The organism is Gordonibacter urolithinfaciens, from assembly GCF_900199375.1.
Taxonomy (GTDB): Bacteria; Actinomycetota; Coriobacteriia; order Coriobacteriales; family Eggerthellaceae; genus Gordonibacter; species Gordonibacter urolithinfaciens.
In genome coordinates this window covers 488,382-512,933 of the sequence record NZ_LT900217.1, presented here as the reverse complement: position 1 = coordinate 512,933, position 24,552 = coordinate 488,382, and the positions used below count along the sequence as shown (strand labels likewise).

13 protein-coding genes and 3 rRNA genes are annotated in these 24,552 nt (G+C 53.6%); 10 read left to right on the top strand and 6 right to left on the bottom strand.

What is annotated here, in order from left to right; genetic code table 11:
• Nucleotides 1-771 precede the first annotated feature (771 nt).
• The 3 genes from BN3560_RS02230 (at nucleotide 772) to rrf (ending at nucleotide 5,753) form a co-directional block, all read left to right on the top strand.
• A 16S ribosomal RNA gene (locus BN3560_RS02230) occupies nucleotides 772-2,279 on the top strand.
• Between the two features lie 280 nt (nucleotides 2,280-2,559).
• Nucleotides 2,560-5,525 (top strand): 23S ribosomal RNA (locus tag BN3560_RS02225).
• 113 nt (nucleotides 5,526-5,638) lie between these two features.
• A 5S ribosomal RNA gene (gene rrf, locus BN3560_RS02220) occupies nucleotides 5,639-5,753 on the top strand.
• Together the 16S, 23S and 5S rRNA genes form the textbook arrangement of a ribosomal RNA operon.
• Before the next feature lie 187 nt (nucleotides 5,754-5,940).
• Here rrf and BN3560_RS02215 read toward each other — a convergent pair.
• Nucleotides 5,941-7,119 carry an IS110 family RNA-guided transposase gene (locus tag BN3560_RS02215; protein WP_096226872.1) on the bottom strand — a complete coding sequence of 393 codons (1,179 nt, stop codon included), beginning with the start codon at nucleotides 7,117-7,119 and terminating at the stop codon, nucleotides 5,941-5,943.
• 424 nt (nucleotides 7,120-7,543) lie between these two features.
• A complete protein-coding gene (locus BN3560_RS02210) occupies nucleotides 7,544-8,449 on the bottom strand; it encodes a glycosyltransferase family 2 protein (protein ID WP_161959479.1) in 906 nt (301 codons plus the stop codon).
• 350 nt (nucleotides 8,450-8,799) lie between these two features.
• Between BN3560_RS02210 and BN3560_RS02205 the strand changes: the two genes are divergently transcribed.
• The 5 genes from BN3560_RS02205 to BN3560_RS02190 are packed head-to-tail and all read left to right on the top strand — an operon-like array spanning nucleotide 8,800 to nucleotide 13,408.
• Nucleotides 8,800-9,840 (top strand): polysaccharide biosynthesis protein, encoded by a 1,041-nt coding sequence (locus tag BN3560_RS02205; protein ID WP_096226870.1) that lies wholly within the window; start codon nucleotides 8,800-8,802, stop codon nucleotides 9,838-9,840.
• Complete coding sequence (locus BN3560_RS02200; protein WP_269456906.1) at nucleotides 9,828-10,658, top strand: NAD-dependent epimerase/dehydratase family protein; 831 nt, start codon at nucleotides 9,828-9,830, stop codon at nucleotides 10,656-10,658. Before BN3560_RS02205 ends, BN3560_RS02200 begins: the two co-directional genes overlap by 13 nt.
• Nucleotides 10,543-11,031 carry a polysaccharide biosynthesis C-terminal domain-containing protein gene (locus tag BN3560_RS14850; protein ID WP_462675150.1) on the top strand — a complete coding sequence of 163 codons (489 nt, stop codon included), beginning with the start codon at nucleotides 10,543-10,545 and terminating at the stop codon, nucleotides 11,029-11,031. Before BN3560_RS02200 ends, BN3560_RS14850 begins: the two co-directional genes overlap by 116 nt.
• Nucleotides 11,032-11,033: 2 nt before the next feature.
• A complete protein-coding gene (locus BN3560_RS02195) occupies nucleotides 11,034-12,176 on the top strand; it encodes a UDP-N-acetyl glucosamine 2-epimerase (RefSeq protein ID WP_096226869.1) in 1,143 nt (380 codons plus the stop codon).
• A 5-nt stretch (nucleotides 12,177-12,181) separates the two neighbouring features.
• Entirely contained in the window at nucleotides 12,182-13,408 is a 1,227-nt protein-coding gene (locus BN3560_RS02190; RefSeq protein ID WP_096226868.1) for a glycosyltransferase family 4 protein, read from the top strand.
• A gap of 4 nt (nucleotides 13,409-13,412) precedes the next feature.
• Here BN3560_RS02190 and BN3560_RS02185 read toward each other — a convergent pair whose 3' ends face one another.
• Complete coding sequence (locus BN3560_RS02185; RefSeq protein ID WP_096226867.1) at nucleotides 13,413-13,793, bottom strand: DUF2304 domain-containing protein; 381 nt, start codon at nucleotides 13,791-13,793, stop codon at nucleotides 13,413-13,415.
• 12 nt (nucleotides 13,794-13,805) lie between these two features.
• Nucleotides 13,806-14,501, bottom strand: coding sequence for a glycosyltransferase family 2 protein (locus BN3560_RS02180; RefSeq protein WP_096226866.1), 696 nt, complete (start codon nucleotides 14,499-14,501; stop codon nucleotides 13,806-13,808).
• Between the two features lie 363 nt (nucleotides 14,502-14,864).
• Here BN3560_RS02180 and BN3560_RS02175 point away from each other — a divergent pair, with 363 nt between their 5' ends.
• Nucleotides 14,865-19,592 (top strand): GBS Bsp-like repeat-containing protein, encoded by a 4,728-nt coding sequence (locus tag BN3560_RS02175; protein WP_167380489.1) that lies wholly within the window; start codon nucleotides 14,865-14,867, stop codon nucleotides 19,590-19,592.
• 121 nt (nucleotides 19,593-19,713) lie between these two features.
• Here BN3560_RS02175 and BN3560_RS02170 read toward each other — a convergent pair whose 3' ends face one another.
• The gene (locus tag BN3560_RS02170; RefSeq protein ID WP_457592016.1) at nucleotides 19,714-20,703 is read right to left on the bottom strand and encodes a glycosyltransferase family 2 protein; all 990 of its coding nucleotides are present in this window, start codon (nucleotides 20,701-20,703) and stop codon (nucleotides 19,714-19,716) included.
• Nucleotides 20,704-21,403: 700 nt separating this feature from the next.
• Here BN3560_RS02170 and BN3560_RS14235 point away from each other — a divergent pair.
• On the top strand, nucleotides 21,404-23,338 hold the full coding sequence (locus BN3560_RS14235) for a hypothetical protein (protein WP_123649871.1): 1,935 nt from the start codon (nucleotides 21,404-21,406) through the stop codon (nucleotides 23,336-23,338).
• A 226-nt stretch (nucleotides 23,339-23,564) separates the two neighbouring features.
• On the opposite strand, the gene BN3560_RS14230 is transcribed toward BN3560_RS14235, so the two are convergent.
• Nucleotides 23,565-24,188: a lipopolysaccharide biosynthesis protein gene (locus tag BN3560_RS14230; protein WP_147611928.1), complete on the bottom strand. Its 624-nt coding sequence runs from the start codon at nucleotides 24,186-24,188 to the stop codon at nucleotides 23,565-23,567.
• Nucleotides 24,189-24,552: the final 364 nt, after the last annotated feature.

Sequence of the window (24,552 nt, the reverse complement as noted above, 5' to 3'; positions counted from 1 at the left end):
CTATCCCGCCTGTGCTCCCTGCGGGGAGCGCCCTTGCCCGCCCTGCTTTTCCCTGTCAGCGCTCTTTGTTGCCCTTACTAGTATAGGTGAATCCGTTGGGCCTTATCTCCCGCACCCTTTTGAAGTAGTCCCGCCGTTGCATTATCGAAGGCGAAGCCCTCCCCGTCGCTTTCGTTCTTCCCGGACACCCTTTCCACTTCCGTCCGGGAGCACCCCCGCCCCCCCCCCGCGGCACATCGCGGCAGCGCGCCGAGGCCGGCCCCGCCGCATAGCCTCATGCGGCCTCGTCCTCCCCTGAAACCCGCTCCGCCCCCGCCCGAGCTTCCGCCTGCCCGAGCCCGCGTCCTAGCGAAAAGAGGTGGCGAGAATAATTTCCCCCGCCTCCCGCCTGCGCAAACGCCCTCCCGGCGCCCCGTCCCGAAGATTTTCCGAAATACCCCCTTGCCAGGCCGCGGCGGGGAGCGTATTATATTCGGGCTGCGTTTTCGAGGAGGGCGCGGCCCCGGGGCCTCCCGGACGGGCTCGGAACGAAAGTTCTTGAAAAAAGTCCTTGACAGGATGGCAACGGGAAGGTAAAGTATCTCCTTGCGCCGCTCGCCCGGAAGGGAGGCGGCGAGGCCCCCCGGAAGGGGAGGCGGGAACCTTGAAAACCGGATATTGCGAGATGAATCGAATCGAGAGATGCCCGCCAGGCGAGCCCAGCCCACCGAAGGGCCGGGGGAGCCGGCGAAAACCAAGATCGAACAGATGCGGCAGCGATGCCGCTCTCTTCAAACGGAGAGTTTGATCCTGGCTCAGGATGAACGCTGGCGGCGTGCCTAACACATGCAAGTCGAACGATTAAGGCGCCTTCGGGCGCGAATAGAGTGGCGAACGGGTGAGTAACACGTGACCAACCTGCCCCCCTCCCCGGGATAACGCGAGGAAACCCGCGCTAATACCGGATACTCCGCCCCTCCCGCATGGGAGGGGCGGGAAAGCCCCGACGGAGGGGGATGGGGTCGCGGCCCATTAGGTAGACGGCGGGGCAACGGCCCACCGTGCCTGCGATGGGTAGCCGGGTTGAGAGACCGACCGGCCACATTGGGACTGAGATACGGCCCAGACTCCTACGGGAGGCAGCAGTGGGGAATTTTGCGCAATGGGGGGAACCCTGACGCAGCAACGCCGCGTGCGGGACGAAGGCCTTCGGGTTGTAAACCGCTTTCAGCAGGGAAGAAGTTGACGGTACCTGCAGAAGAAGCCCCGGCTAACTACGTGCCAGCAGCCGCGGTAATACGTAGGGGGCGAGCGTTATCCGGATTCATTGGGCGTAAAGCGCGCGTAGGCGGGCTTCTAAGCGGAACCTCTAACCCGAGGGCTCAACCCCCGGCCGGGTTCCGAACTGGAAGCCTCGAGTCTGGTAGAGGAAGATGGAATTCCCGGTGTAGCGGTGGAATGCGCAGATATCGGGAAGAACACCGATGGCGAAGGCAGTCTTCTGGGCCGCGACTGACGCTGAGGCGCGAAAGCTGGGGGAGCGAACAGGATTAGATACCCTGGTAGTCCCAGCCGTAAACGATGGGCGCTAGGTGTGGGGGGATCATCCCTCCGTGCCGCAGCCAACGCATTAAGCGCCCCGCCTGGGGAGTACGGCCGCAAGGCTAAAACTCAAAGGAATTGACGGGGGCCCGCACAAGCAGCGGAGCATGTGGCTTAATTCGAAGCAACGCGAAGAACCTTACCAGGGCTTGACATGCTGGTGAAGCCGGGGAAACCCGGTGGCCGAGAGGAGCCAGCGCAGGTGGTGCATGGCTGTCGTCAGCTCGTGTCGTGAGATGTTGGGTTAAGTCCCGCAACGAGCGCAACCCCTGCCATATGTTGCCAGCATTCAGTTGGGGACTCATATGGGACTGCCGGCGTCAAGCCGGAGGAAGGTGGGGACGACGTCAAGTCATCATGCCCTTTATGCCCTGGGCTGCACACGTGCTACAATGGCCGGTACAACGGGCCGCGACCTGGCGACAGGAAGCGAATCCCTCAAAGCCGGCCCCAGTTCGGATCGGAGGCTGCAACCCGCCTCCGTGAAGTCGGAGTTGCTAGTAATCGCGGATCAGCATGCCGCGGTGAATACGTTCCCGGGCCTTGTACACACCGCCCGTCACACCACCCGAGTCGTCTGCACCCGAAGCCGCCGGCCGAACCCGCAAGGGGCGGAGGCGTCGAAGGTGTGGAGGGTAAGGGGGGTGAAGTCGTAACAAGGTAGCCGTACCGGAAGGTGCGGCTGGATCACCTCCTTTCTAGGGAGACACGCAAGTGTCCGGACATGGTCGAGCACCGCTCCCATGGCCTGGAAGAAGATATCATCACCTATTGATTCAAGGGCCCTTTCGGTCGTCGCTCGCAATACCCGGTTTCGAGGGCTCCCGCCCTCGAGGCGCCCGAGGGCGCCCGCGCACCTTGACAGTTGCATAGCGAAAGCATCGATATAAATGAGAATCAATGATTAGCGATAGTCATATGATTCGCATCTGAACGATCGCGAACAAGAACGATATGGATACCTGAATTACCTTGTAAGAAGAAGATGTCAAGGGCGCACGGCGGATGCCTTGGCACAGGAAGCCGAAGAAGGACGCGGCAAGCCGCGATAGTCTGCGGGGAGGGGCAAACACCCTTCGATCCGCAGGTTTCCGAATGGGGGAACCCGGCCGGGGTCATGCCCGGTCATCCCCGCCTGAATCAAATAGGGCGGGAGAAGGCAACCCGGGGAACTGAAACATCTAAGTACCCGGAGGAACAGAAATCAACCGAGATTGCGCGAGTAGCGGCGAGCGAAAGCGCACCAGCCCAAACCCATGCACGTGCAAGCTTGAGGGCGTTGCTGCATGCGGTGTTGTGGGACCTTCCCCTCCCAGGGCCTCAGACCTGGGACGGAGTTACAAAGCGTCGCGGTAGCGGAACGGCATGGAAAGGCCGGCCGCAGCGGGTAAGAGCCCCGTACGCGAAACCCCGACGCCTCCGAGGAAGGCACCCGAGTAGTGCCGGGCACGTGAAACCCGGTATGAATCCGGGGGGACCACCCTCCAAGGCTGAATACTCTCCTGTGACCGATAGCGAACCAGTACCGTGAGGGAAAGGTGAAAAGCACCCCGAGAGGGGAGTGAAACAGTACCTGAAACCGTGCGCCTACAAGCAGTCGGAGCACTCCTGCAGTGTGACGGCGTGCCTTTTGTAGAATGAGCCAGCGAGTTGCGGTAAGCGGCGAGGTTAAGGTTGGAACCGAGCCGCAGTGAAAGCGAGCCTTTAAGATGGCGACAGAGTCGCTTGCCGCAGACGCGAAGCCGGGTGAGCTATCCATGGGCAGGCTGAAGCGGGGGTAAGACCCCGTGGAGGGCCGAACCCACTTCGGTTGAAAACGGAGGGGATGACCCGTGGATAGGGGTGAAAGGCCAATCAAACCCGGAGATATCTCGTTCTCCCCGAAATAGCTTTAGGGCTAGCCTCGGTCGTTCAGTCGCGGAGGTAGAGCACTGGATCTTCTAGGGGGCTTCACCGCCTACCGAAAAGAACCAAACTCCGAATACCGCGACTTAAGAGACCGGGAGTCAGAGCATGTGGGCTAAGCTGTGTGCTCGAGAGGGAAACAGCCCAGACCGCCCGCTAAGGTCCCCAAGTTCATGCTGAGTGGCAAAGGATGTGCGTTTGCCTAGACAACCAGGATGTTGGCTTAGAAGCAGCCATGCATTTAAAGAGTGCGTAACAGCTCACTGGTCAAGTGGACATGCGCCGACAATTCACGGGGCTAAGCATGACACCGAAGCGGCGGACTGATCTATCAGTGGTAGGGGAGCTTCCCATGGGGGGCGAAGCCGAGGGGCGACCCTCGGTGGACCGCATGGGAGTGAGAATGCTGGCATGAGTAACGAGAGAGGGGCGAGAAACCCCTCCGCCGTAAGCCTAAGGGTTCCTGGGCAAGGCTAATCCTCCCAGGGTCAGTCGGGAGCTAAGGCGAGGCCGGAAGGCGTAGCCGATGCACAACGGGTCGACATTCCCGTACCGCTGACGAGCGTTTGACCGACGGGGTGACGGAGAAGGGTAGCCGGGCGGGGTTCTGGACGTCCCCGTGAAAGCGCGTAGGGGGGCTCGCATGGAAATCAGCGAGCCACATGCCCCGAGACGCGAGACGAAGCCATCAGGCGAAGTCGGCGAGCCCATGCTTCCGAGAAAAACCTCTAGGGAGCTTTGTCGGCGCCCGTACCAAAACCGACACAGGTAGGCGGGTAGAACATACCGAGGCGATCGGGAGAACCATGGTTAAGGAACTCGGCATACTGGCTCCGTAACTTCGGGAGAAGGAGCGCCCTTCCCGGTGAAGGCCCTCGCGGCCGGAGCGGGGAGGGGCCGCAGCGAAACGGCCCAAGCGACTGTTTATCAAAAACACAGGACTCTGCCAAGCCGCAAGGCGACGTATAGGGTCTGACGCCTGCCCGGTGCCGGAAGGTTACGCGGATGGGTTAGCCTTGAAGGCGAAGCTCTGAAGCCAAGCCCCGGTAAACGGCGGCCGTAACTATAACGGTCCTAAGGTAGCGAAATTCCTTGTCGGGTAAGTTCCGACCTGCACGAATGGCGTAACGATTTGGGCGCTGTCTCAACCATGGACCCGGTGAAATTGTATTATTCGTGAAGATGCGAATTACCTGCGGAAGGACGGAAAGACCCCGTGAACCTTTACTGCAGCTTGACATTGGTCGTTGGCTCGGCGCGTAGAGGATAGGCAGGAGGCTTCGAAGCGGGGACGCCAGTTCCCGTGGAGCCGGCCTTGGAATACTGCCCTCGTCGTGTCGGCGACCTAACCCGTGGCCGTGATCCGGCACGGGGACCGTGTCAGGCGGGTAGTTTGACTGGGGCGGTCGCCTCCCAAAATGTAACGGAGGCGCGCAAAGGTCCGCTCAGGACGGTCGGCAACCGTCCCGAGAGCGCAAGAGTGCAAGCGGGCTTGACTGCGAGGGCCACAACCCGAGCAGGTGCGAAAGCAGGTTCTAGTGATCCGGCGGCCCAGAGTGGAATGGCCGTCGCTCAACGGATAAAAGGTACTCCGGGGATAACAGGCTGATCTTGCCCAAGAGTCCACATCGACGGCAAGGTTTGGCACCTCGATGTCGGCTCATCGCATCCTGGGGCTGAAGTCGGTCCCAAGGGTACGGCTGTTCGCCGTTTAAAGCGGTACGCGAGCTGGGTTCAGAACGTCGTGAGACAGTTCGGTCCCTATCCTCCGCAGGCGCAAGAAGATTGAGGAGATCTGCCCCTAGTACGAGAGGACCGGGGTGGACGGACCTCTGGTGGAGCGGTTGTCGACCAACGGCACCGCCGCCTAGCTACGTCCGGCACGGATAACCGCTGAAAGCATCTAAGTGGGAAGCCGTCTCCAAGATGAGTCTTCTCTTTGGTAAGGGCCCAGGTAGACTACCTGGTCGATAGGGCGCAGCTGCAAGCACGGCAACGTGTTCAGGCGAGCGCTACTAATAGCCCGAGCTCTTCTTCACAACAGGCAGGACGTCCACGTTCCGCGATCGGACTCGATGCTGCGCTATGCGACCGCCAGGGTGGCGCGGAGCCGCCGGGCGGGGCAGATTCTGCCCGCGGGAGCATCCCCCGCGAGCGCGACCATGGAGGCGGGGATCACCCGATCCCATTCCGAACTCGGAAGTTAAGCCCGCCATCGCCGAAAGTACTGCAGCGCCAGGCTGTGGGAGGATAGGGCGTCGCGCTCGCGGAGGATGCTTTCTTTGTTTGCAGGCCCCCGGACCATGTCGGCCCGGGGGCCTGCGCGCGTGTTGGGGGGGGGTCCTATGATTCTGTCAAGTGGCGGCTCGGAAGTTTTTCCACCATGGAGCGATCGGTTTCGGGCATGACGAAACGACGCCTCGGCCCCCAAGGCGTGCGGATCCTTCGGACCGCTTACGCGGAGTACGGCGTGCCGTCTCGCATGACGGCGTATATCACCTTCATCCTCTTTCGCGCGGTGGCCTTGAGCGCGCATCTGCGCTTCATGCCCCTGCCCAGGCATCTTCTCAAGTACTCGCCGTAGTAGCTCTTCGACCTGCCCAGCGAGTTGCATGAGAAGACGAGCAGGTTCTTCAGCGGCTTGTTGCCGCCGCGGTGCCCCTTGTCGTAGTTGACGGACGTTCCGGACCGCTGGGTGGACGGGGCGAGCCCGCAGTAGCTGGCGAGCTTGTCGTGGCTGTCGAACTGGGATATGTCTACGGACACCACGAGCTGCGCGGCCGTCCTCGGCCCTATCCCCGGTATGGTCTGCAGGTTGGCGAAGTCGGCGTTGCCCGAGAGCGACTCGGCGATGGCCTCCTCGAGCATCGCCTCCTCTTGGTTGTCGGCGGCTATGCGCCCGGCGAAGTGCTTGACGTAGCGCATCTCGGCGGCTACGGCCTGCTCGTGCGGCCTCTCGCCGGAGATCGCGTCCCAGAGGCGGTCCCGCTGCCCGCGGCTCGCCCCGTGCTTGTGCGAGGCGGCGCAGAACCTCTCCCGCCCGGCGTCGAGCATGTTCCACGGACCTCCGAGCTCGGAGAGCATCCCGGCGCACCACGGCGCGGTCATCTCGCAGGCCCGCTCGAAGGCGGGGCAGGACTCCAGCAGCCTCGAGCGCAGCGCGTTCGCGCAAGCCGTCCGGTCTTTCTGCACTTGGGCGACCTGGGCCGACATTATCCGAGCGCCGTCGAGCGCGGGATCGCCCTCCGGCACCGGGCGCAGCGTCTGCGGCATGCCGAGCGCCACGCGGGCGATGACCTGCGCATCCTTGGCATCGGTTTTGGCTATGCCGGGAAAGCCCTTCGCAAGCTCGCTCTCGGCCGATCCGGGCAGGTAGGCGACGGGCCTCCCCGCCGCGCGGGCGCGCCTGATCGCGAGCGCGCCGATGTTGCGGCGCTGGTCGACGACCACGAGCGTGTCGTCCGGGCATTCGGCGATGACCTCGTCGAGGCCGGCCTCGGTGTTGGCGACGCGCCTGCTCAGCAGAACCGTTCCTGCGGAGTCGACGGCGTAGGCCCAATGGGACTGCTTGCCGACGTCGAGCTCTAGATAGGCTTCGTGCCTGTCCGCGAGGGTTGCGTTCTTCTCGGCCATGGTGATACCCTTCCCGTACGGCTGGCCGCGCCGTTCGCCGCATCTCGGCAACCACATTACTGGGCCGTGGCGCATCCGGCGCCCGGCAGGTTCCTATCAGCCGGAATTGCGGCGGCCGATCCCCGGTGGCAACACCCCCCCCCCCCGGGCCTTCGCGAGAGGCAGGGGCTAAGGGTCATCCGGCACATCCGGCCAGCGGCCATGTCAATGATAGGCAAAGGCTGGCTATGCGATATGACTAACCGAGGCCGCCAAGCCCCTTGAATATGACTTAATCAGGCTTATTTATACAGTAATGGGGCAGCTAACAGGCGGACGCTACAGTGTCCGCCAGAGCAAAGTGTAGTGCCATGAAAATCGCTTGCCGTGTGCCGAGGCGAAACACCTTTACCGCGCTCGTGCTAGTTGCTACTCATTTTTGTGCTCACTTGAGGTATCGAATAGCGCGAATAAAGTTTGATGGGTGAAGTTGCTTTACCATCTGCTTGGCGTAGATAAGCCATTCTGCTTTGTTCTCGGAGTAGTTGCGAGCATGACGCGCGACATTAAGATTATAGATACAGCGATAAGCGTGAATATCCCAGATTCGCTTGTTGTCGACTCCTATGCGCTTGAGAGCCTTAGTCGACTCGATCCATCGATCAAGAGGAATATGAAAATCAGCGATAATATCAGTGGAGGATCCCGTTCGGTTTTCGCGGTAACAATAGAATGCCTTGTCGGTATAGGCGATAGTCTCCGCTTGACATAGGGTTTCTATCAGGAACGGATTATCGACCCATCCAGCGCCAGGAACCTGCTTAAAGTGAATATCTTGAGCATCAAGAAATTCCTTTTTGTAAATTGCAGACCAGATAGACGGGTGATACCGCAAAAGAAGAGGTTCGTCTTCGATACGAAAGACGTGTTGCGAAACTTGAATGCGCCCGTAGAATCCACAGAGCTTTCTATTGGAGTCATCGGTTTCGTCAACGCTCCAGTATGCAGATTTGACAATATCAGGGAAATCGAGTGCCTGTGCATAGCTAAAAAGAGCAGAGAACATGTCGCCGTCAAGATAATCATCTGGTTCTATAATCCCTATATAGCGTCCTTTGGCTTGTTGTATCCCCTGGTTGAGAGCGGCTCCGTATCCTTCGTTTTGCTTATTGATGACAATTATACGTTTATCGTCTTGGGCAGCTTTTTTAAGAACGCTGATCGATTCGTCTGTGGATCCATCATTGATGCAAATGAGCTCCATCTTCAAATCATTGTGAGGAATGCTTCTCAAGCATTTCGCCAAGTAGTCTTCAACGTTGTATATCGGTATGAGGATGCTTACATCCATAAATAGCAGCAGCTCCATAACGTAATAGCGGTCCGAATATGTTCTTGAGTGTTTTGTTATCCTGCGTTTGTTCTGGTGTTTGTAACCTTTTGAAGCAACTTTCACATCCATTGTACGCCCGAAGAAGACTTTCTGGGGATTCAGAAGGTGATCAGCATCCCTAAAATAGCATTTCTTCAGATTGCCCAATTAGTAAATTGAGCCGGGCGCTTCAGATGACTCTGGAATTTTGCCACCCAGTTTTTCAGATTGGTTTTCCCTGCTGATTGTGTCTTCGGGATCTTCTTTTGAGCTATTTGGGAGATAATGGAAGCATGCTGATAGGTGGTCATGCGATAAGGAGATAAAGAATGGACTCGGCTTTTAAAGACAAGACGCTTCTCATCACCGGTGGAACGGGTTCATTTGGGCATACGGTTCTCAATCATTTCTTATTAGAAGATATTGGCGAAATTCGCATTTTCAGTCGAGATGAAAAAAAACAAGATGATATGCGGCATATGCTGCAGTCTAAATATCCCGATAGTGCTAATAAGGTCCAATTTTATATTGGCGATGTTCGCGACGAGCGCTCTGTTGCAGATGCCATGCATTCTGTTGATTATGTATTCCATGCAGCGGCTTTAAAGCAAGTTCCTTCTTGCGAGTTTTTTCCTATTGAGGCCGTAAAAACCAATGTATTGGGTACCGACAATGTTCTACATGCTGCCATAAGTGAGGGCGTCAGTAAAGTTGTATGTCTATCGACTGATAAAGCAGCTTACCCGATCAATGCCATGGGAACATCGAAGGCGATGATGGAGAAGGTAGTATATGCTAATGCGCGCATTGCTGCCGGCCGTACTACAATTTGCTGTACTCGATATGGAAACGTAATGTGCTCGCGGGGAAGTGTAATTCCTTTATTTGTAGATCAAATAAGATCCGGTAAAGCTATTACCGTAACCGACCCTCATATGACGCGTTTTCTCATGAATCTTGATGAAGCGGTTGACCTTGTGGAATTCGCCTTCTCTCATGCTGAACCAGGAGATTTATTTGTGCAAAAATCGCCGGCTTCTACCATTGGGGATCTTGCGAAGGCGGTTCAAAATCTGTTCGGAAACACAGGTATCAAAGTCATTGGAACTCGTCATGGTGAAAAACTTTTTGAGACGCTTATGACGCGAGAGGAGAAGCTCCGTTCCGAGGACATGGGTTGCTACTACCGCGTCCGAGCCGATTCTCGCGATTTGAACTATGATAAATTTGTGGTGAATGGTGACGTTGAGACGCAAGCCGATGATTCATATACAAGTCATAATACCGAACGTTTGGATGTTGGTGGCACTATGGAGAAAATCAAGACTGCGTCCTATGTTAAGGAAGCGCTCGATGAGTGGGTGAGGTAATGAAGGTACTGGTTACTGGTTCAAGGGGTTTTGTTGGAAAGAATCTCGTCGAGTCTCTAAAGTGCATTCGTGATGGGAAGGACAGGCGCTCCTTATATCAAGCCATGCTTCCTTTGGAAATATTCGAATATGATCGGGATTCCAGTTTTGAGGATCTTGACGCCTATTGCCGAGAGGCAGATTTCGTATTCAATCTCGCGGGGGTCAACAGACCGCAAAACTCTGAAGAATATATGGCTGGAAATTTCGGCTTCGCTCAACAGCTTTTAGAAACATTAGAGAAATATGAAAACAAGGCACCCATTATGCTCAGCTCTTCGGTTCAAGCTGAACTGAAGGGGCGATATGCGAATTCCGAATACGGAAAAAGTAAACTTGCAGGTGAGGAATTGTTCCTGAAATACTCTGAGAGAACTAAGATACCTATTCTGATCTATCGTTTACCAAATCTGTACGGAAAATGGTGTCGTCCCAATTACAATTCTGCAGTCGCGACATTCTGCTACAACATCGCCAATGACCTTCCGGTTACCGTGAATGATCCTTCTGTTGAGCTGGATCTGCTTTATATTGATGATTTGGTGTCGGAGTTACTTTCCGCATTAATTGGTAAAGAAAATCGAATCGGGGGAGGTTATTGTTCGGTTGCTCCGGTTGATAGGGTTAGCATCGGGGAAATAGTTTCATTAATTAAAGAATTCAATGATTCTCGAGCATCCTTATGCATCCCGAATATCCCTCGAGGCTCTTTTTCGAAAAAAACTGCTTACGACATTTATGTCGTATATGCCTCCAGAGAAATTTGCCCTTCCTCTTAGAATGAATGAGGACGAGCGAGGAAGCTTTACCGAAGTGCTTCATACTCATAATGCTGGGCAAGTTTCGGTTAACGTGTCAAAGCCGGGAGTTATTAAAGGGCAACATTGGCACCATACAAAATGGGAGAAGTTTTGTGTTGTCTCGGGTCATGGACTGATGCAGCTTAGAAAAGTAGGGAAAGATGAAAATGGCTCTGAATACCCTGTGCTTGAATTCGAGGTTACAGGCGATGAGCTGCAAGTTGTCGACATGATTCCAGGGTATACGCACAATATTGTAAATTTGTCTAATGAGCAGAATCTTGTGACGGTAATGTGGTGCAATGAATGCTTTGATCCCGATTACCCCGATACGTTCGCGCTGGAGGTATAGCGATGTCGCGCATGAAGCTTATGACTATTGTCGGAACGCGCCCTGAAATTATTCGTCTATCTGAGGTAATAAAAAAATGCGACACCTATTTCGATCAATATTTCGTACACACTGGCCAAAATTACGATTACGAGCTCAATCAAATATTCTTTGACGATCTGAAGCTACGCCAGCCAGACGAATACCTTGATGTTGTTGGCGATGATCTCGGGCAGACGATCGGAAACGTTATTGCCAAGTCTTATGAGTGCCTCGTACGAATGAGTCCTGATGCGCTTTTGATTTTGGGCGACACCAATAGTTGTCTTTCCGCTATTGCCGCGAAAAGACTCCATATTCCAGTATTTCACATGGAAGCTGGCAACAGGTGCTTTGACGAATGCCTCCCTGAAGAAACAAACAGACGGATAGTCGATCATATTGCAGATGTCAATCTTTGCTACTCAGAGCACGCTCGGAGATACTTGAATGCGGAAGGAACGGTAAAAGAGCGTACTTATGTCGTGGGCTCTCCAATGGCTGAAGTTCTATCGGCTCACATGGATCGAATAGAAGGGTCTCGTGTTCTTGAACACCTTGGACTCAAGTCCAAAGGATATATTCTTCTGTCTGCTCACAGGGAGGAGAATATTGACAATGAGTGCAATTTCAATGCGTTGATGAATGCTGTGAATGCCATGGCTGAGACTTATGGTATTCCCATTTTGTACAGCATGCATCCGCGATCAAAAAAGCTTATCGACAAGCGCTCGTTCCGATTTCATCCGCTCGTGAGGACGCACAAGCCCCTCTCGTTCACCGACTACAATCACTTGCAGATGAATGCGTATTGCGTCGTGTCCGATTCTGGAACCCTCCCTGAAGAGTCGAGCTTTTTTAACAGCTGCGACAAACCCTTTCCGGCGGTGTGCATTCGTACTTCCACAGAGCGACCCGAGGCATTGGACGCTGGAAACTTTGTCCTTGGGTCGATAACGACGGATCGAGTGCTTCAGGCTGTAGACGTTGCGGTCCGTATGACTGAGTCGGGAGATTATGGTTCTGATGTGGCAGTATACACAGATATCAACGTGAGCACGAAAGTTGTGAAAATTATCCAGTCTTACACAGGGATCGTTGATAAGATGGTTTGGCGGAAAGGCTAGGCTACGTGACCGGAAAGAGAATCCTTGTTGTAACGCAGCATTTTTATCCGGAGAACTTTAGGATTAATGATATTGTTAGCGGTTTTGTGGAAGACGGCTATGAAGTGGACGTTCTTTGCGGTCTCCCGAATTACCCTGAAGGGGAGTGGTTTCCGGGGTATACCGAAAAAGGTCCCTTCGAGGAAACTTTCGAAAAGGCAAATGTGTTTCGAGCGAAAGAGATACCTCGAAAGGGTAACACTTCAATTAGAATTTTTCTGAATTATGTAAGCTGGCCTATTCGAGCCTTCTTTCGCGTAAGCTCTTTACCCGGTAGGTATGATTCAGTTTTTTGTTATAACACGAGCCCGGTGCTTATGATTATCCCGGCTATAAGGGCATCAAAAAAGTTCAAGGCGCCGCTCGTTGTATACGTTTTGGATATATGGCCGGAAAATCTCTATACAGTTTTGCCCATTTCGTCGAAGTGGCTTAAGAATATCGCTTCGAGGATCAGTGACATGCTCTACTCAAAAGCTGATCGCTTAATCGCTATGAGCGTGTCTTTGCAGCAGAGATTGTTCGACAGGGTTGGCTCCAAGTGCCGTTCTGTTCATGTAGTTCCTCAGCATGCTGAAGATTTCTATACTTTGCTGAAGAGGGATAGCGAACTGCATGAGAGATTCGACGGAAAAACGAATCTTGTTTTTGCGGGTAATTTTAGTCCAGCTCAGGGTTTGGACTGCCTGATAAAAGCAATAGGAAAAGCCCATAGGAATGGGTTCGATGACCTACATTTGCTTATGGTCGGCGATGGGATGAGCCGGGCGTCTCTTGAGCAATTGGTGAAAGAAGAGGGTCTCACCGGCCACGTCACTTTTTACGGGAGGGTTGAGGCTCATGATATTCCACAGTTTTCCGAACTGGCCGATGCCATGGTTGTTTCGTTGGCCGAGAATAAGGACTTAGAACTTACTATTCCCGCAAAAGTGGCAAGCTGCATGGCGGCCGGTAGACCAATTATTGCTTGTCTTGACGGGGAGGGTGCGACTGCAGTCCGGCAAGCAGAGTGTGGATATGTAAGCCCAGCAGGAGATATCGATTCCCTTGCCAACAACCTGATGAGATTCAGGGATGCGAGCGGCAATGAGCTCGCTATGTTTGGAGCAAATGCACGTAGGTATTTCGACGCAAGGTTTTCCCGAAAAAAGGTCATTTCCGATTTGGAGACGCTGCTATTTGAAGAAAGGTGAAATATTACCTTTCTTCATGAGTTGGTGAATTGTCGCAGCTGGATTCAAATTCCGATTGTTCTTTTTTGAGCAAAGCCACTTCTTGAATAAGCGTTTTTGTATAAGCGGCTTGTTTGCTTGCAATGACGCTCAAGGACAAGGCTATGACCAAGAGAAAGAACACGGCTGCAATGAAAATGAAATTTGAAGCCAATTCGAATCCGAGCAGCTTCGATAGGGCATAGATGGGTTCGGGAAACATGGAGAATACGCAAACGAAAAACGAGAGTGCGAGCCAAAGAAGGGAGTACTTCAGCAATAGCTTGCCCTTGGTTACCAAGGTTATAATATAAACGATAAATAAAACGCAGATTGCAATCATAAGGATTCTTGCAGGACCGGTCATCGTAAGCAGCTCCTAGAGGGTGATGCGCTTTTTGAAGCGCGAAATCAAGATTGCCAATGAAACTTTAATCATATAGTACACGCTCGAAACAGTGCCTATTGATGATTTTCCCTCCGATCGCTCCCTCATGTTCACCGGGGCTTCTGCGATTAGGAGGCCGCTATTTAGTGCTTCGGCAATAGACTCCGGTTCGGGATAATCCATTGGATACGATGTGCAGAATAGGCGCTGGGCTTTACGACCGGATGCTCTAAGTCCGGATGTGGGGTCGGTGATTTTCTTCCTGTAAAGGAGGTATATGAGTCCCGACAACCACTTTATCCCTAAGCGCCTCATAGCGGTGGATTGAAACCCGTCGGTTTTTTTTAAGAAACGAGATCCGATGGCAAGATCGGCGCCGTTTTCGATTTCTTTAATTAAGACGGGAATGGAAGAAATATCATGCTGCCCATCTCCGTCAATTTGGATGTCGATATCGTATCCATGCCGGTATGCGTATTTGTGTCCCGCCTGCACAGCACCTCCGATACCGAGGTTTCTTGGAAGGTCGAGCACGTTGATTCCGTGTTCTTTGCATATGTCGATCGTATGATCGGTCGACCCATCGTTGATAACAATGTAGTCATATCCGTGCTTCTTTGCGTCCTCCACTACTGAAACTATGCTTTTTTCCTCGTTATAAGCAGGGATCACCAGCAGAATTTTCATTTGGACCTTTTCGAGCTCGACGTTTTGCTTGCTTTCGCTTGATCTACCTTACAATACTAATTCATACTTCGTGTTCATAGTGCGGGTTTTTCAGAAAACCTAGATCAGCGAACGCCTACGCTTGCGGCGTTTTTTGTGCGCACTCACGGCTGCGGAATAAGCTTTTTGGTTTTGAGAAGGGGCAGTGTGCGGTATCATGATCGATAGCGTTCTGCTAATTCGATAATAATTGAACAATAGGCGGCGGTGTAGATCGGAGTGGGCGTGAATCGAATGGTATCTAAACTTTTAGCGAGCTTCTTATCATTGATCCTCGTCGCATCGATGGTTCCCTCGGTCGCTTTTGCTCAAGGGAAAAACGATATGGACAATGGAGGCGGGTTTGAGTCTGTGGGGACTCGGAATGCTTCTGAGACTGCAGAAGCTCCCGATTTCCAGTCTGGCTCTGCCGAAGCTGAAAGCAACCAATTGGCAGCTTCCGACCAAACAGACGATGTTGACGAAAGCGAGCAGAATAAGGCTTCTGGGGAGAGCGAAGAATCTTCTGTTGAGAGCGAAACTTCTGAAGACACCGTTTTGAAGGAATCCGACCAAAACGCTGAAACTTCGGCTGCTGCATATGTATATGTCGAGTCGCCAGAGATCGACTTTGGTGGAATTCAAAACGTGGTAATTGGACTTGCCGATGATGTCCCGTCGGTATCTGATGCTCGATTAACGGTACGTTCCGAGACTGGTGGAGAGTGGGTTGTCGCTGCCTCCAATACCGTAGAAGGAGCTGTTCTTTTTCCGATCGACACGACGGAGATGGAGGCGGGGAGAATTGAGCTTATAAGTTTCTCCTACTCGAATGCTGGTGGTCAAAAAGAGACGGAAGATCTTTTCCAGTACACAGATGTCCATTATTCTTTCAAGGTGCTCTCGTCGGTGTCGCTGTTTGCTGAAGAAGCCGATCCTGGAGAGGTTACCGTCTATTCGATAGATGAGGCTGGAACTCTATCTCAAGAGAGCAGCTTAGAAAGCGCGATAGAGGTGGCCCAGGCTAACAAACAAGGTGAATACGGGCTTGCAGCATCTTCCCGCCAATCGCGAAGTGCCACAAGCAGGGATTCTGATGTTGTGGTGGCGCTCGACCCCGGCCATGGCGGTAGCGATGGTGGTGCGTCTGGATTTGGTTTGGTTGAAAAGAATCTTAATCTCAAAATCGCGCAGTATTGCCAGCAGGAATTGGAATCGTATTACGGTGTGCGTGTGGTAATGACGCGAACTGGTGATGAGTACGTTGGTCTGTTGGATAGGGTGGCAAGGGCCGTACAGCAAGGCGCCAGCGTTTTCGTGAGTATCCACTGCAATGCGAGCGGCGGCTCCGGGGCGGAAGTATATATTCCGAACGGAAGTTCTTATCAGCACCAAACTCATGTGACCGGTGAGGCTCTTGCAACGAAGATCCTGCAGCAAATTACTTCACTAGGGCTAGCTAATCGCGGTGTGAAAGTCCGTGATTCAGAGTATTATCAAGGCTCTGGACCTTATTATTACGAAGACGGTCATCTAGCGGATTTCTATACGGTGATTAACGAAAGCCGCGTATATGGTATTCCCGGTATTATTGTTGAGCATGCATTTGTCGACAACGCCTCTGACGCTGCCTTTTTGAGCAATGAAGGCAATTTGAGAGCCTTGGGTGTTGCCGACGCAACCGGGATCGCTCAACAGTACGGGCTTTCGAAGAGCAGGGTAGAAGTGCATTCTGAGATCAATGGAAGTATCCTTGAGCTCGATACGCGAAACTGGGGGGTCGATCCTGACAATGTATGCTTCTCCGTTTTGGCTCCTACTGGCGAAACGACATGGGTGCAAGGTTATGAGCAAAGTGACGGGTCATGGACAGGGTCTTTCGATTTGGGAGCAACTTATGGTGTCTACGATGTCTGCGCCTACGCTACCATAGACGGCTCTATCAAGGAATACCGTCATATTGATGTCGGATATAATAAAACCGATATGACGGTTGAGCTAAATGGCGATATTCTGTCAATGAACACCTCAAACTGGGGGGCACCTCCCGATAACGTGAGCTTTTCTGTTGTCGATCCGACAGGAGCTATCGATTACTGCCAAGGAGTGCGGCAGGCGGACGGGTCGTGGAGTTGTGAGAAGAATATAGCCGGGGGAAGCTATGGAAGCTATGAGGTAAAGGCATGGTGCAGCCTCGATAAGGGTGTGACCGGGTTTGCGGTTTCTTCAGCTTCTGTCAGCGTCGCGGAGCCGACCGTGGCCTTCGAGGCCGCCGTGTCCGACGGCACGCTGCGGCTCAAGGCGTCCGGCTTCACCCTGACCCCCTCCAACGTCTGCTTCCCGGTCACCGCCCCCGGCGGCGGCCCCACCAAGTGGTACCAGGGCTACCGCCAGGCCGACGGCAGCTGGACGGGGTCGGTGGACCTGGGCGCCGAGTTCGGCGCCTACGGCGAGTACTCGGCCCAGGCCTACGCCACCTACGCCGGCGAGTGCCTCCCGAGGGCCTCGGCGACGTTCAGCGTCGCGGAGCCGACCGTGGCCTTCGAGGCCGCCGTGTCCGACGGCACGCTGCGGCTCAAGGCGTCCGGCTTCACCCTGACCCCCTCCAACGTCTGCTTCCCGGTCACCGCCCCCGGCGGCGGCCCCACCAAGTGGTACCAGGGCTACCGCCAGGCCGACGGCAGCTGGACGGGGTCGGTGGACCTGGGCGCCGAGTTCGGCGCCTACGGCGAGTACTCGGCCCAGGCCTACGCCACCTACGCCGGCGAGTGCCTCCCGAGGGCCTCGGCGACGTTCAGCGTCGCGGAGCCGACCGTGGCCTTCGAGGCCGCCGTGTCCGACGGCACGCTGCGGCTCAAGGCGTCCGGCTTCACCCTGACCCCCTCCAACGTCTGCTTCCCGGTCACCGCCCCCGGCGGCGGCCCCACCAAGTGGTACCAGGGCTACCGCCAGGCCGACGGCAGCTGGACGGGGTCGGTGGACCTGGGCGCCGAGTTCGGCGCCTACGGCGAGTACTCGGCCCAGGCCTACGCCACCTACGCCGGCGAGTGCCTCCCGAGGGCCTCGGCGACGTTCAGCGTCGCGGAGCCGACCGTGGCCTTCGAGGCCGCCGTGTCCGACGGCACGCTGCGGCTCAAGGCGTCCGGCTTCACCCTGACCCCCTCCAACGTCTGCTTCCCGGTCACCGCCCCCGGCGGCGGCCCCACCAAGTGGTACCAGGGCTACCGCCAGGCCGACGGCAGCTGGACGGGGTCGGTGGACCTGGGCGCCGAGTTCGGCGCCTACGGCGAGTACTCGGCCCAGGCCTACGCCACCTACGCCGGCGAGTGCCTCCCGAGGGCCTCGGCGACGTTCAGCGTCGCGGAGCCGACCGTGGCCTTCGAGGCCGCCGTGTCCGACGGCACGCTGCGGCTCAAGGCGTCCGGCTTCACCCTGACCCCCTCCAACGTCTGCTTCCCGGTCACCGCCCCCGGCGGCGGCCCCACCAAGTGGTACCAGGGCTACCGCCAGGCCGACGGCAGCTGGACGGGGTCGGTGGACCTGGGCGCCGAGTTCGGCGCCTACGGCGAGTACTCGGCCCAGGCCTACGCCACCTACGCCGGCGAGTGCCTCCCGAGGGCCTCGGCGACGTTCAGCGTCGCGGAGCCGACCGTGGCCTTCGAGGCCGCCGTGTCCGACGGCACGCTGCGGCTCAAGGCGTCCGGCTTCACCCTGACCCCCTCCAACGTCTGCTTCCCGGTCACCGCCCCCGGCGGCGGCCCCACCAAGTGGTACCAGGGCTACCGCCAGGCCGACGGCAGCTGGACGGGGTCGGTGGACCTGGGCGCCGAGTTCGGCGCCTACGGCGAGTACTCGGCCCAGGCCTACGCCACCTACGCCGGCGAGTGCCTCCCGAGGGCCTCGGCGACGTTCAGCATTTCTAAAGAGCTCGGTGATGACGAGCGGCGGCTCACTTTGAAGGCAACGGTTTCTGCCGACCAGAAAACGGCGACTGTCGAGGCATCGGGAGGACGATTGGGTGCTTCTTCGGCTGTCAGATTCCCGGTGTGGAGCGATGTCGGTGGGCAGGACGACATGATATGGTACTCGGCTTCGTATAGCTTGGTTGATGGCATCTGGAGAGCTACCATCCCTATCTCGTCTCACAAATCTCCAGGATCGTACAATGTGCATATGTACGGAACAGTGTTCGGGGAACCCGTATGGTCCTCAACGACTTTTACCATAGATGAGCCGTCGGCCTCGGTTTCGATTGAGAGCCAAAATGAAGAACTCGGAACGTTTGCTGTTGCTGTGAGAGACGTGTCATCTGCATCCGGCGTGTCGAAAGTTCAAGTGCCGCTTTGGTCTGCAGCCGATCAAAGCGATATAAGGTGGTATGACGCAACAAGGCAATCTGACGGAAGCTGGAGGGCCCTCGTAAATATCCGGGATCACAAGTACAGTATATCAACGCAGCGAACATATTCCGCCCATGTTTATCTGACGGCGGGCAACGAAGTGACAGCTCTAGTCGGAGCAACGTCGGTGGGCATGCAGTATAAAGGATCATCTGGTTATGGCATCATGGGTGTTTCGAACGTGGACGCATCCCAGATGTCCGCCTTCTTCAGTAGCAAAAGCAAGAAGTATCCAGCTGATGCGTATTCTGGAAAGGGCGCTGGAACGATCGAGCAGTTTTGCACTATCCTCTGCGAAGAGGCTGCTGTTGAGGGCGTGAGGGCAGAGGTGGTGTTCGCACAGGCGATGAAGGAAACAGGTTACCTGCAGTTCGGGGGTGACGTTAAGGCGGAGCAGTGTAATTTTGCTGGGATTGGAGCAACCGGAAATGGGGTTCCTGGAAACTCGTTTGCAGATGTGCGCACTGGGCTCCGCGCCCAAGTGCAGCACTTGAAAGCATATGCCTCCACGGAGGAGTTGGTGCAGGTTTGTGTAGATCCTCGCTTCGGATATGTCAAACGAGGGTGTGCGCCAACCGTTGAATCATTGGGCGGGAAATGGGCTACATCTCAGTATTACGGTGTTGAATTGGTTGCACTTATCGGTGAGATGATGAAAACCGCCCCAGCATAACAACTCTGATCGTTCTCAGTAAACTGTTACATATCGTGAGCCTGTAAGGGTGTTGCTGGGAAAAATCGAGTTTGCATTTTTAAAACCAGCTACGTCGTTGTTTATCTACGCCTTTCCAGAATTATTTTTTGTGACTTATGTAAGCTCTCGTCACCTGCAGCTCGTACTGCTTGCGGGTGCCCTTCACCACGGTGTCCAGGATGAGCCCGCAGGTGAAGCTCAAGATGCCGATGAACACGAGCGCCACGGCCAAAAGCGCGGAGGGCAGCTTCGGCACGAGCCCCGTGGCGGCGAACTCCCAGACCACGGGCACGCCCGCGACGAGCCCCAGCACGCAGAACAGCAGCGCCACCCAGCTGAAGAGGGCCAGCGGCCGGTAGTCCTTGAACAGCGACAGGATCATGAGCAGCACCTTGCACCCGTCGGAGAACGTGTCCAGCTTGCTCTCCGAGCCCTCGGGCCTGTCGCGGTAGTCGATGGGAACCTCGGCGATGCGCCAGCGCTTGTCCACCGCGTGGATGGACAGCTCCGTCTCTATCTCGAAGCCGGGGCTGAGCACCGGCATGGTCTTGGCGAACACGGCGTTGTAGGCGCGGTAGCCGGTCATGACGTCGGAGAACTCGAAGCCGTAGATCCACTTGATGAGCACGCGCACGAGGTCGTTGCCGAAGCCGTGGAACGCGCGGTCGTTCTCCTCGCCGTAGGTGCCGTTGGAGAGGCGGTCGCCCACCACCATGTCGGCCTCGTCGGCCACGAGGGGGGCGAGGAGCTCCGGCGCGGCCTCGGCCGGGTAGGTGTCGTCGCCGTCCACCATGAGGTAGTAGTCCGCGTCGATGTCGCGCATCATCTGGCGCACGACGTTGCCCTTGCCCTGGCGCCGCTCGCAGCGCACCACGGCCCCGTGCTCGCGCGCGATGGCCCCCGTGCCGTCCGAGGAGTTGTTGTCGTAGACGTACACCGTGGCCTCCGGCAGCACCCGGCGGAAGTCGTCCACCACCTTGCCGATGGTCACGGCCTCGTTGTAGCAGGGGATGAGCACGGCCACGCTGCCCTGCTCGGGCACGTTCTGGGTGCGCGGCGCCCCGGCCTGCGCGTCCTTCGTCTCTTGCACGTTTCGCTCCTCGATTCTCGAATGCACCTATCCTACCCGAAAGACCTCCCGCGCGCCAGCCGTCGCGGGGCGCTAACGGTATGGTTTGATGAGTGTGGCGGATTTCTTCTAATGCGACTCTCTTTATGCCGGAGTCAACGCAGAGCGCATCTTGATCGTAAGATTAGGATCATTTACGCGGGTGGTTCGATTTCCACCCCGTTATTAGTTCAACCCTGATGATGTCAGCGGGTTTTCAAAACTTGCGACTAATTTTTCTTGCTCGGACGGCAACGATGGTCTTTATTTCTCGGTCTTTTTGATTTATGGATGCATAAATGCTCGAGTTGCTGTGTACGCCAAGAGCCTCTCATGGTGGCAGAGAGAAGGAGCTCTCTCTATCATTGGGGCACGCGATGTTTCTTGCCGAGACGTCAGATAGGTTTAGAGCGCAATCTGCGTTTGCGTCACAATGCCTTCTCAGACTTTACTTGATCTCTCTAGATTATGGGATACGGGAAAATTATCCTTAGAGTTCTGATTCTCGGGACACAGGTTCGGTCTATTCTTTGAGTCGAAATTTTGCGGTATATGCACACGTGGGAGAAGAACGTCAAGATCTTAATGTGTACGATCGTGTAATATTGGAAACTGGGATTGCGTGAAAGGATTTGTTCGATACAGTTTCTTTCACTGGGGCCTGTATTAAGAAGGGTTAATTATGGGGTTAATCGGACCGCTTGTTTTTCTCGTGCTGGCTAACGGGACATCGGTAGCTCTTTCAAGAAGAGATTTCGGACATTGCTTGCCTATTACATTAATGGGTGGAGGACTTGTACTCTACAGCAGTGCTCTAGTTTTTGGAAACTTTGAGCCCGGGTTCTGTTTCCTCTTGCTTTGGGCTGCCTCCTTTCCTGTTATTTATACTGTTAAACTTGTGCATTTTCGCAACGATCATCAAAGTAGCTTTTGGCTCAATCAACGGTTTTGCACGCCTGGTTTGCTGATTTTTGTTACGACCTATGTAGGCGTATACCTCTATGATTTAAACCGATCATTCACTAACTGGGACGAATTTTCCCATTGGGGTGTTATGATAAAGGAGATGCTTCGCCTCAATACGTTTTATTCGGTTGACAGTTCTGTTCTGGCGGTGCATAAGGATTATCCTCCGGCTATTCAGATTATAGAATGGTTATGGTGCCGCTTGTCCGGCGGTTGCTATGAAGAGGCTTACCTTTATAGAGCACTGCACATCTTTATTTTGTCATTTGCCTTTCCTGTGGTTGATACTATTATTCGCCATCGAAGCAAACTTCAATGGCGAATAATAGTAGGTTTTATGGCCGTGGTACTTTTCTTTATCCTGTGCTTATCGGAGCCAACGGGAAGCCAATACTTTACAACGGTGTATATTGACCCTGCTTTCGGCGTGCTCGGAGCTTGGTGCATATTTTTGGCATTAAAGGAAGACTACCGGCATGGGGTTGGTGCTACATTCATCGGAATTTCGATTGCATTTATAGTTCTATCGAAGCAAATGGGGATTTTCTTTTGGGGATTAGTGGTCTTGGTCTTGATAGCTAGATGGTCTATGCATGTTAAAAAAGGAGTTTATAGTACGCGGAGAAAAGCCGTGCAAGGATTCATCTTTATCTCAATTGGGGTAGGAGTGTTTCCAGTATTTGCCTACGTATCATGGAATAGCTATATACAGGCGCTTGCGGTAGAATCTCAGTTTCACGTAAGCTTGTCACAGCTTTTTCAGATGCCTGGTATTGCAGCAGGAAGCGGCGGGGAAACTTGGCAGCATCTTGCAATGTCCAACTTTATTTCTGCTGTTTTGTCGACGCCCATTGTGTCTCATCCGATCCAGTTGAGTTATTTTCAACTTATGACCCTTATCACTCTTGGGCTGCTTCTCTTACTGATGAGTAAAAAAGCTGATCGACGTCGGTTGCTCTTCTTGGTAATCTTAATTGCTTCTGGATCAATACTATATGCATTCGTTATGATGTTTTTGTATACATTTTCCTTTGGGTCCTATGAGGGGCCCAGTTTGGCGTCGTATTCTCGATATATGGGAACGTATGTAATTACTACGTATGTGTTGATATATTATTCTGTTTTAACTTGGCTTTTTAAGCGTTCTTGCAGCCAAGCAAAACTTGCTTATGTTTTCATGTGCGCATTGCTTGCAGCGGTAGTTGTTCTTCCGCCGGATAGTTTGTTGAGAGCTAAACCTGCGCTATTTGCACAAGATGTCAGGGCAACGCAACTAGAGGCAAATAAAATCGCAGGATCCCTCGACTCGGGTGATTCGGTTTTTGTTGTTTCGCAGAACAATACGGGGGATGCAGTATGGGAAATTGCCTATTACATCAATCCTCATTTAACTAATGCAGATGGAATTAATTATAACTTTTGTTTCGGTCCTTCTGACGAATGGTATTGGAATGTCGATACCGATATCGAAGGCTTCTCGGGTCGTATCGCAGGGTATGACTATATGTATCTACATAATGTAGATACATATTTCATCGAAACATATCATGCGCTTTTTGACGACGTGTCTTCAATAAGAAAAGGCGCTCTATATGAGGTGAAACACGAAAAGTCGTCAATTGTCTTACATGAGATCGCTTGCTCGTCTTAGCAAGGAATGGCTGTCCGTTCTTTTCGAAGTGATGTTCCTTGTAGGTGAGAGAGGAAAATCAGCAAAGTAGTAACAAGTATGATGGTGTTACTGTACTTATGCATGCAGAGAAGATGTATCAAATATAGTCGCTCAATAGTTCAACCTCGTCCTTTTATCATAGAGTAAAAGTACGAGGGAAGAATTTATGATTCAGTGTCAGTCTCCAACAGCATTTATGCCAAGTCTATGCTTTCCTTGGTCGATGACTTGTGGTTATGCCGGCTAAACCCAAAATAATGCCAATTAAACATGCGAAAATGATTGCATAATTAATCCCGTTCATATAAAAGGAATTAATAAGCGGAATCATTGCTGTAAGGCATATGAAAAAGGCTAGAAAACTATCAAAAACAAGCCATTTTTTCGAGCGCATAATAATTAGTACGTCATTAATAAACCATAGTAATCCGATGGCTCCTGTACCGATCAAAACGAAAGGCAAAAGATAGAGATAGGGTTGAATACTGTTTCCAAAAACGAAAGGCAGGAGGTAGATTCCGCCAATAGAAAGAACAAGAATCAGTGCGATGATAACAAGTAAGAGCGCTAAGGCTATCCTCGAAAAGGTTTTCACGAATTTTGCGTGGTCTCCCTTTTTCCAAATTTCAGTGATGGGAACCAATGTTGGACTATAAAGATACGATGCGGAAGCTTGAATCAGCACTGCTGGAGTGGCGATGGCTGCGTATATCCCCAGGGCTTCGTCCCCGAACGTAGACCCAAAATACTGACGAACGATTGAAACCATTGAGGCAGTGAAAAAACTTGCTATCATAATCGAGAAGCAGTTCTTCGCAAGCGAGAGCATAGGGAGTTTTTTTTATAACTGGCTTCACGTCTCCGAAAAGTCTTACATTAGGATAATCGTAAAAGAGTGTAACGCAGAAACAAGCTGCAAACATGGCAAGAATTGCATAATTAAGGTCATTCGACAAAAGCAAGAAAATGCAAAAGGTGGATAATGATAAAAGCCCCCGTAATAATTGAGATTTTCCTATATAGTCCATTCGCCTATTTTTTTGCTCAATTCCGTACAGTACATCCGCTAAACATTCGTCAGCTTTGAAAAGAAGGTAAATTAAGGATGTGAGAAAAAATGAGAACGCATCTGTAGAGGTAACTAAATATGTGGTCGTTATCAAGCCTGCTCCAACTATGGTGCATAATCGAAA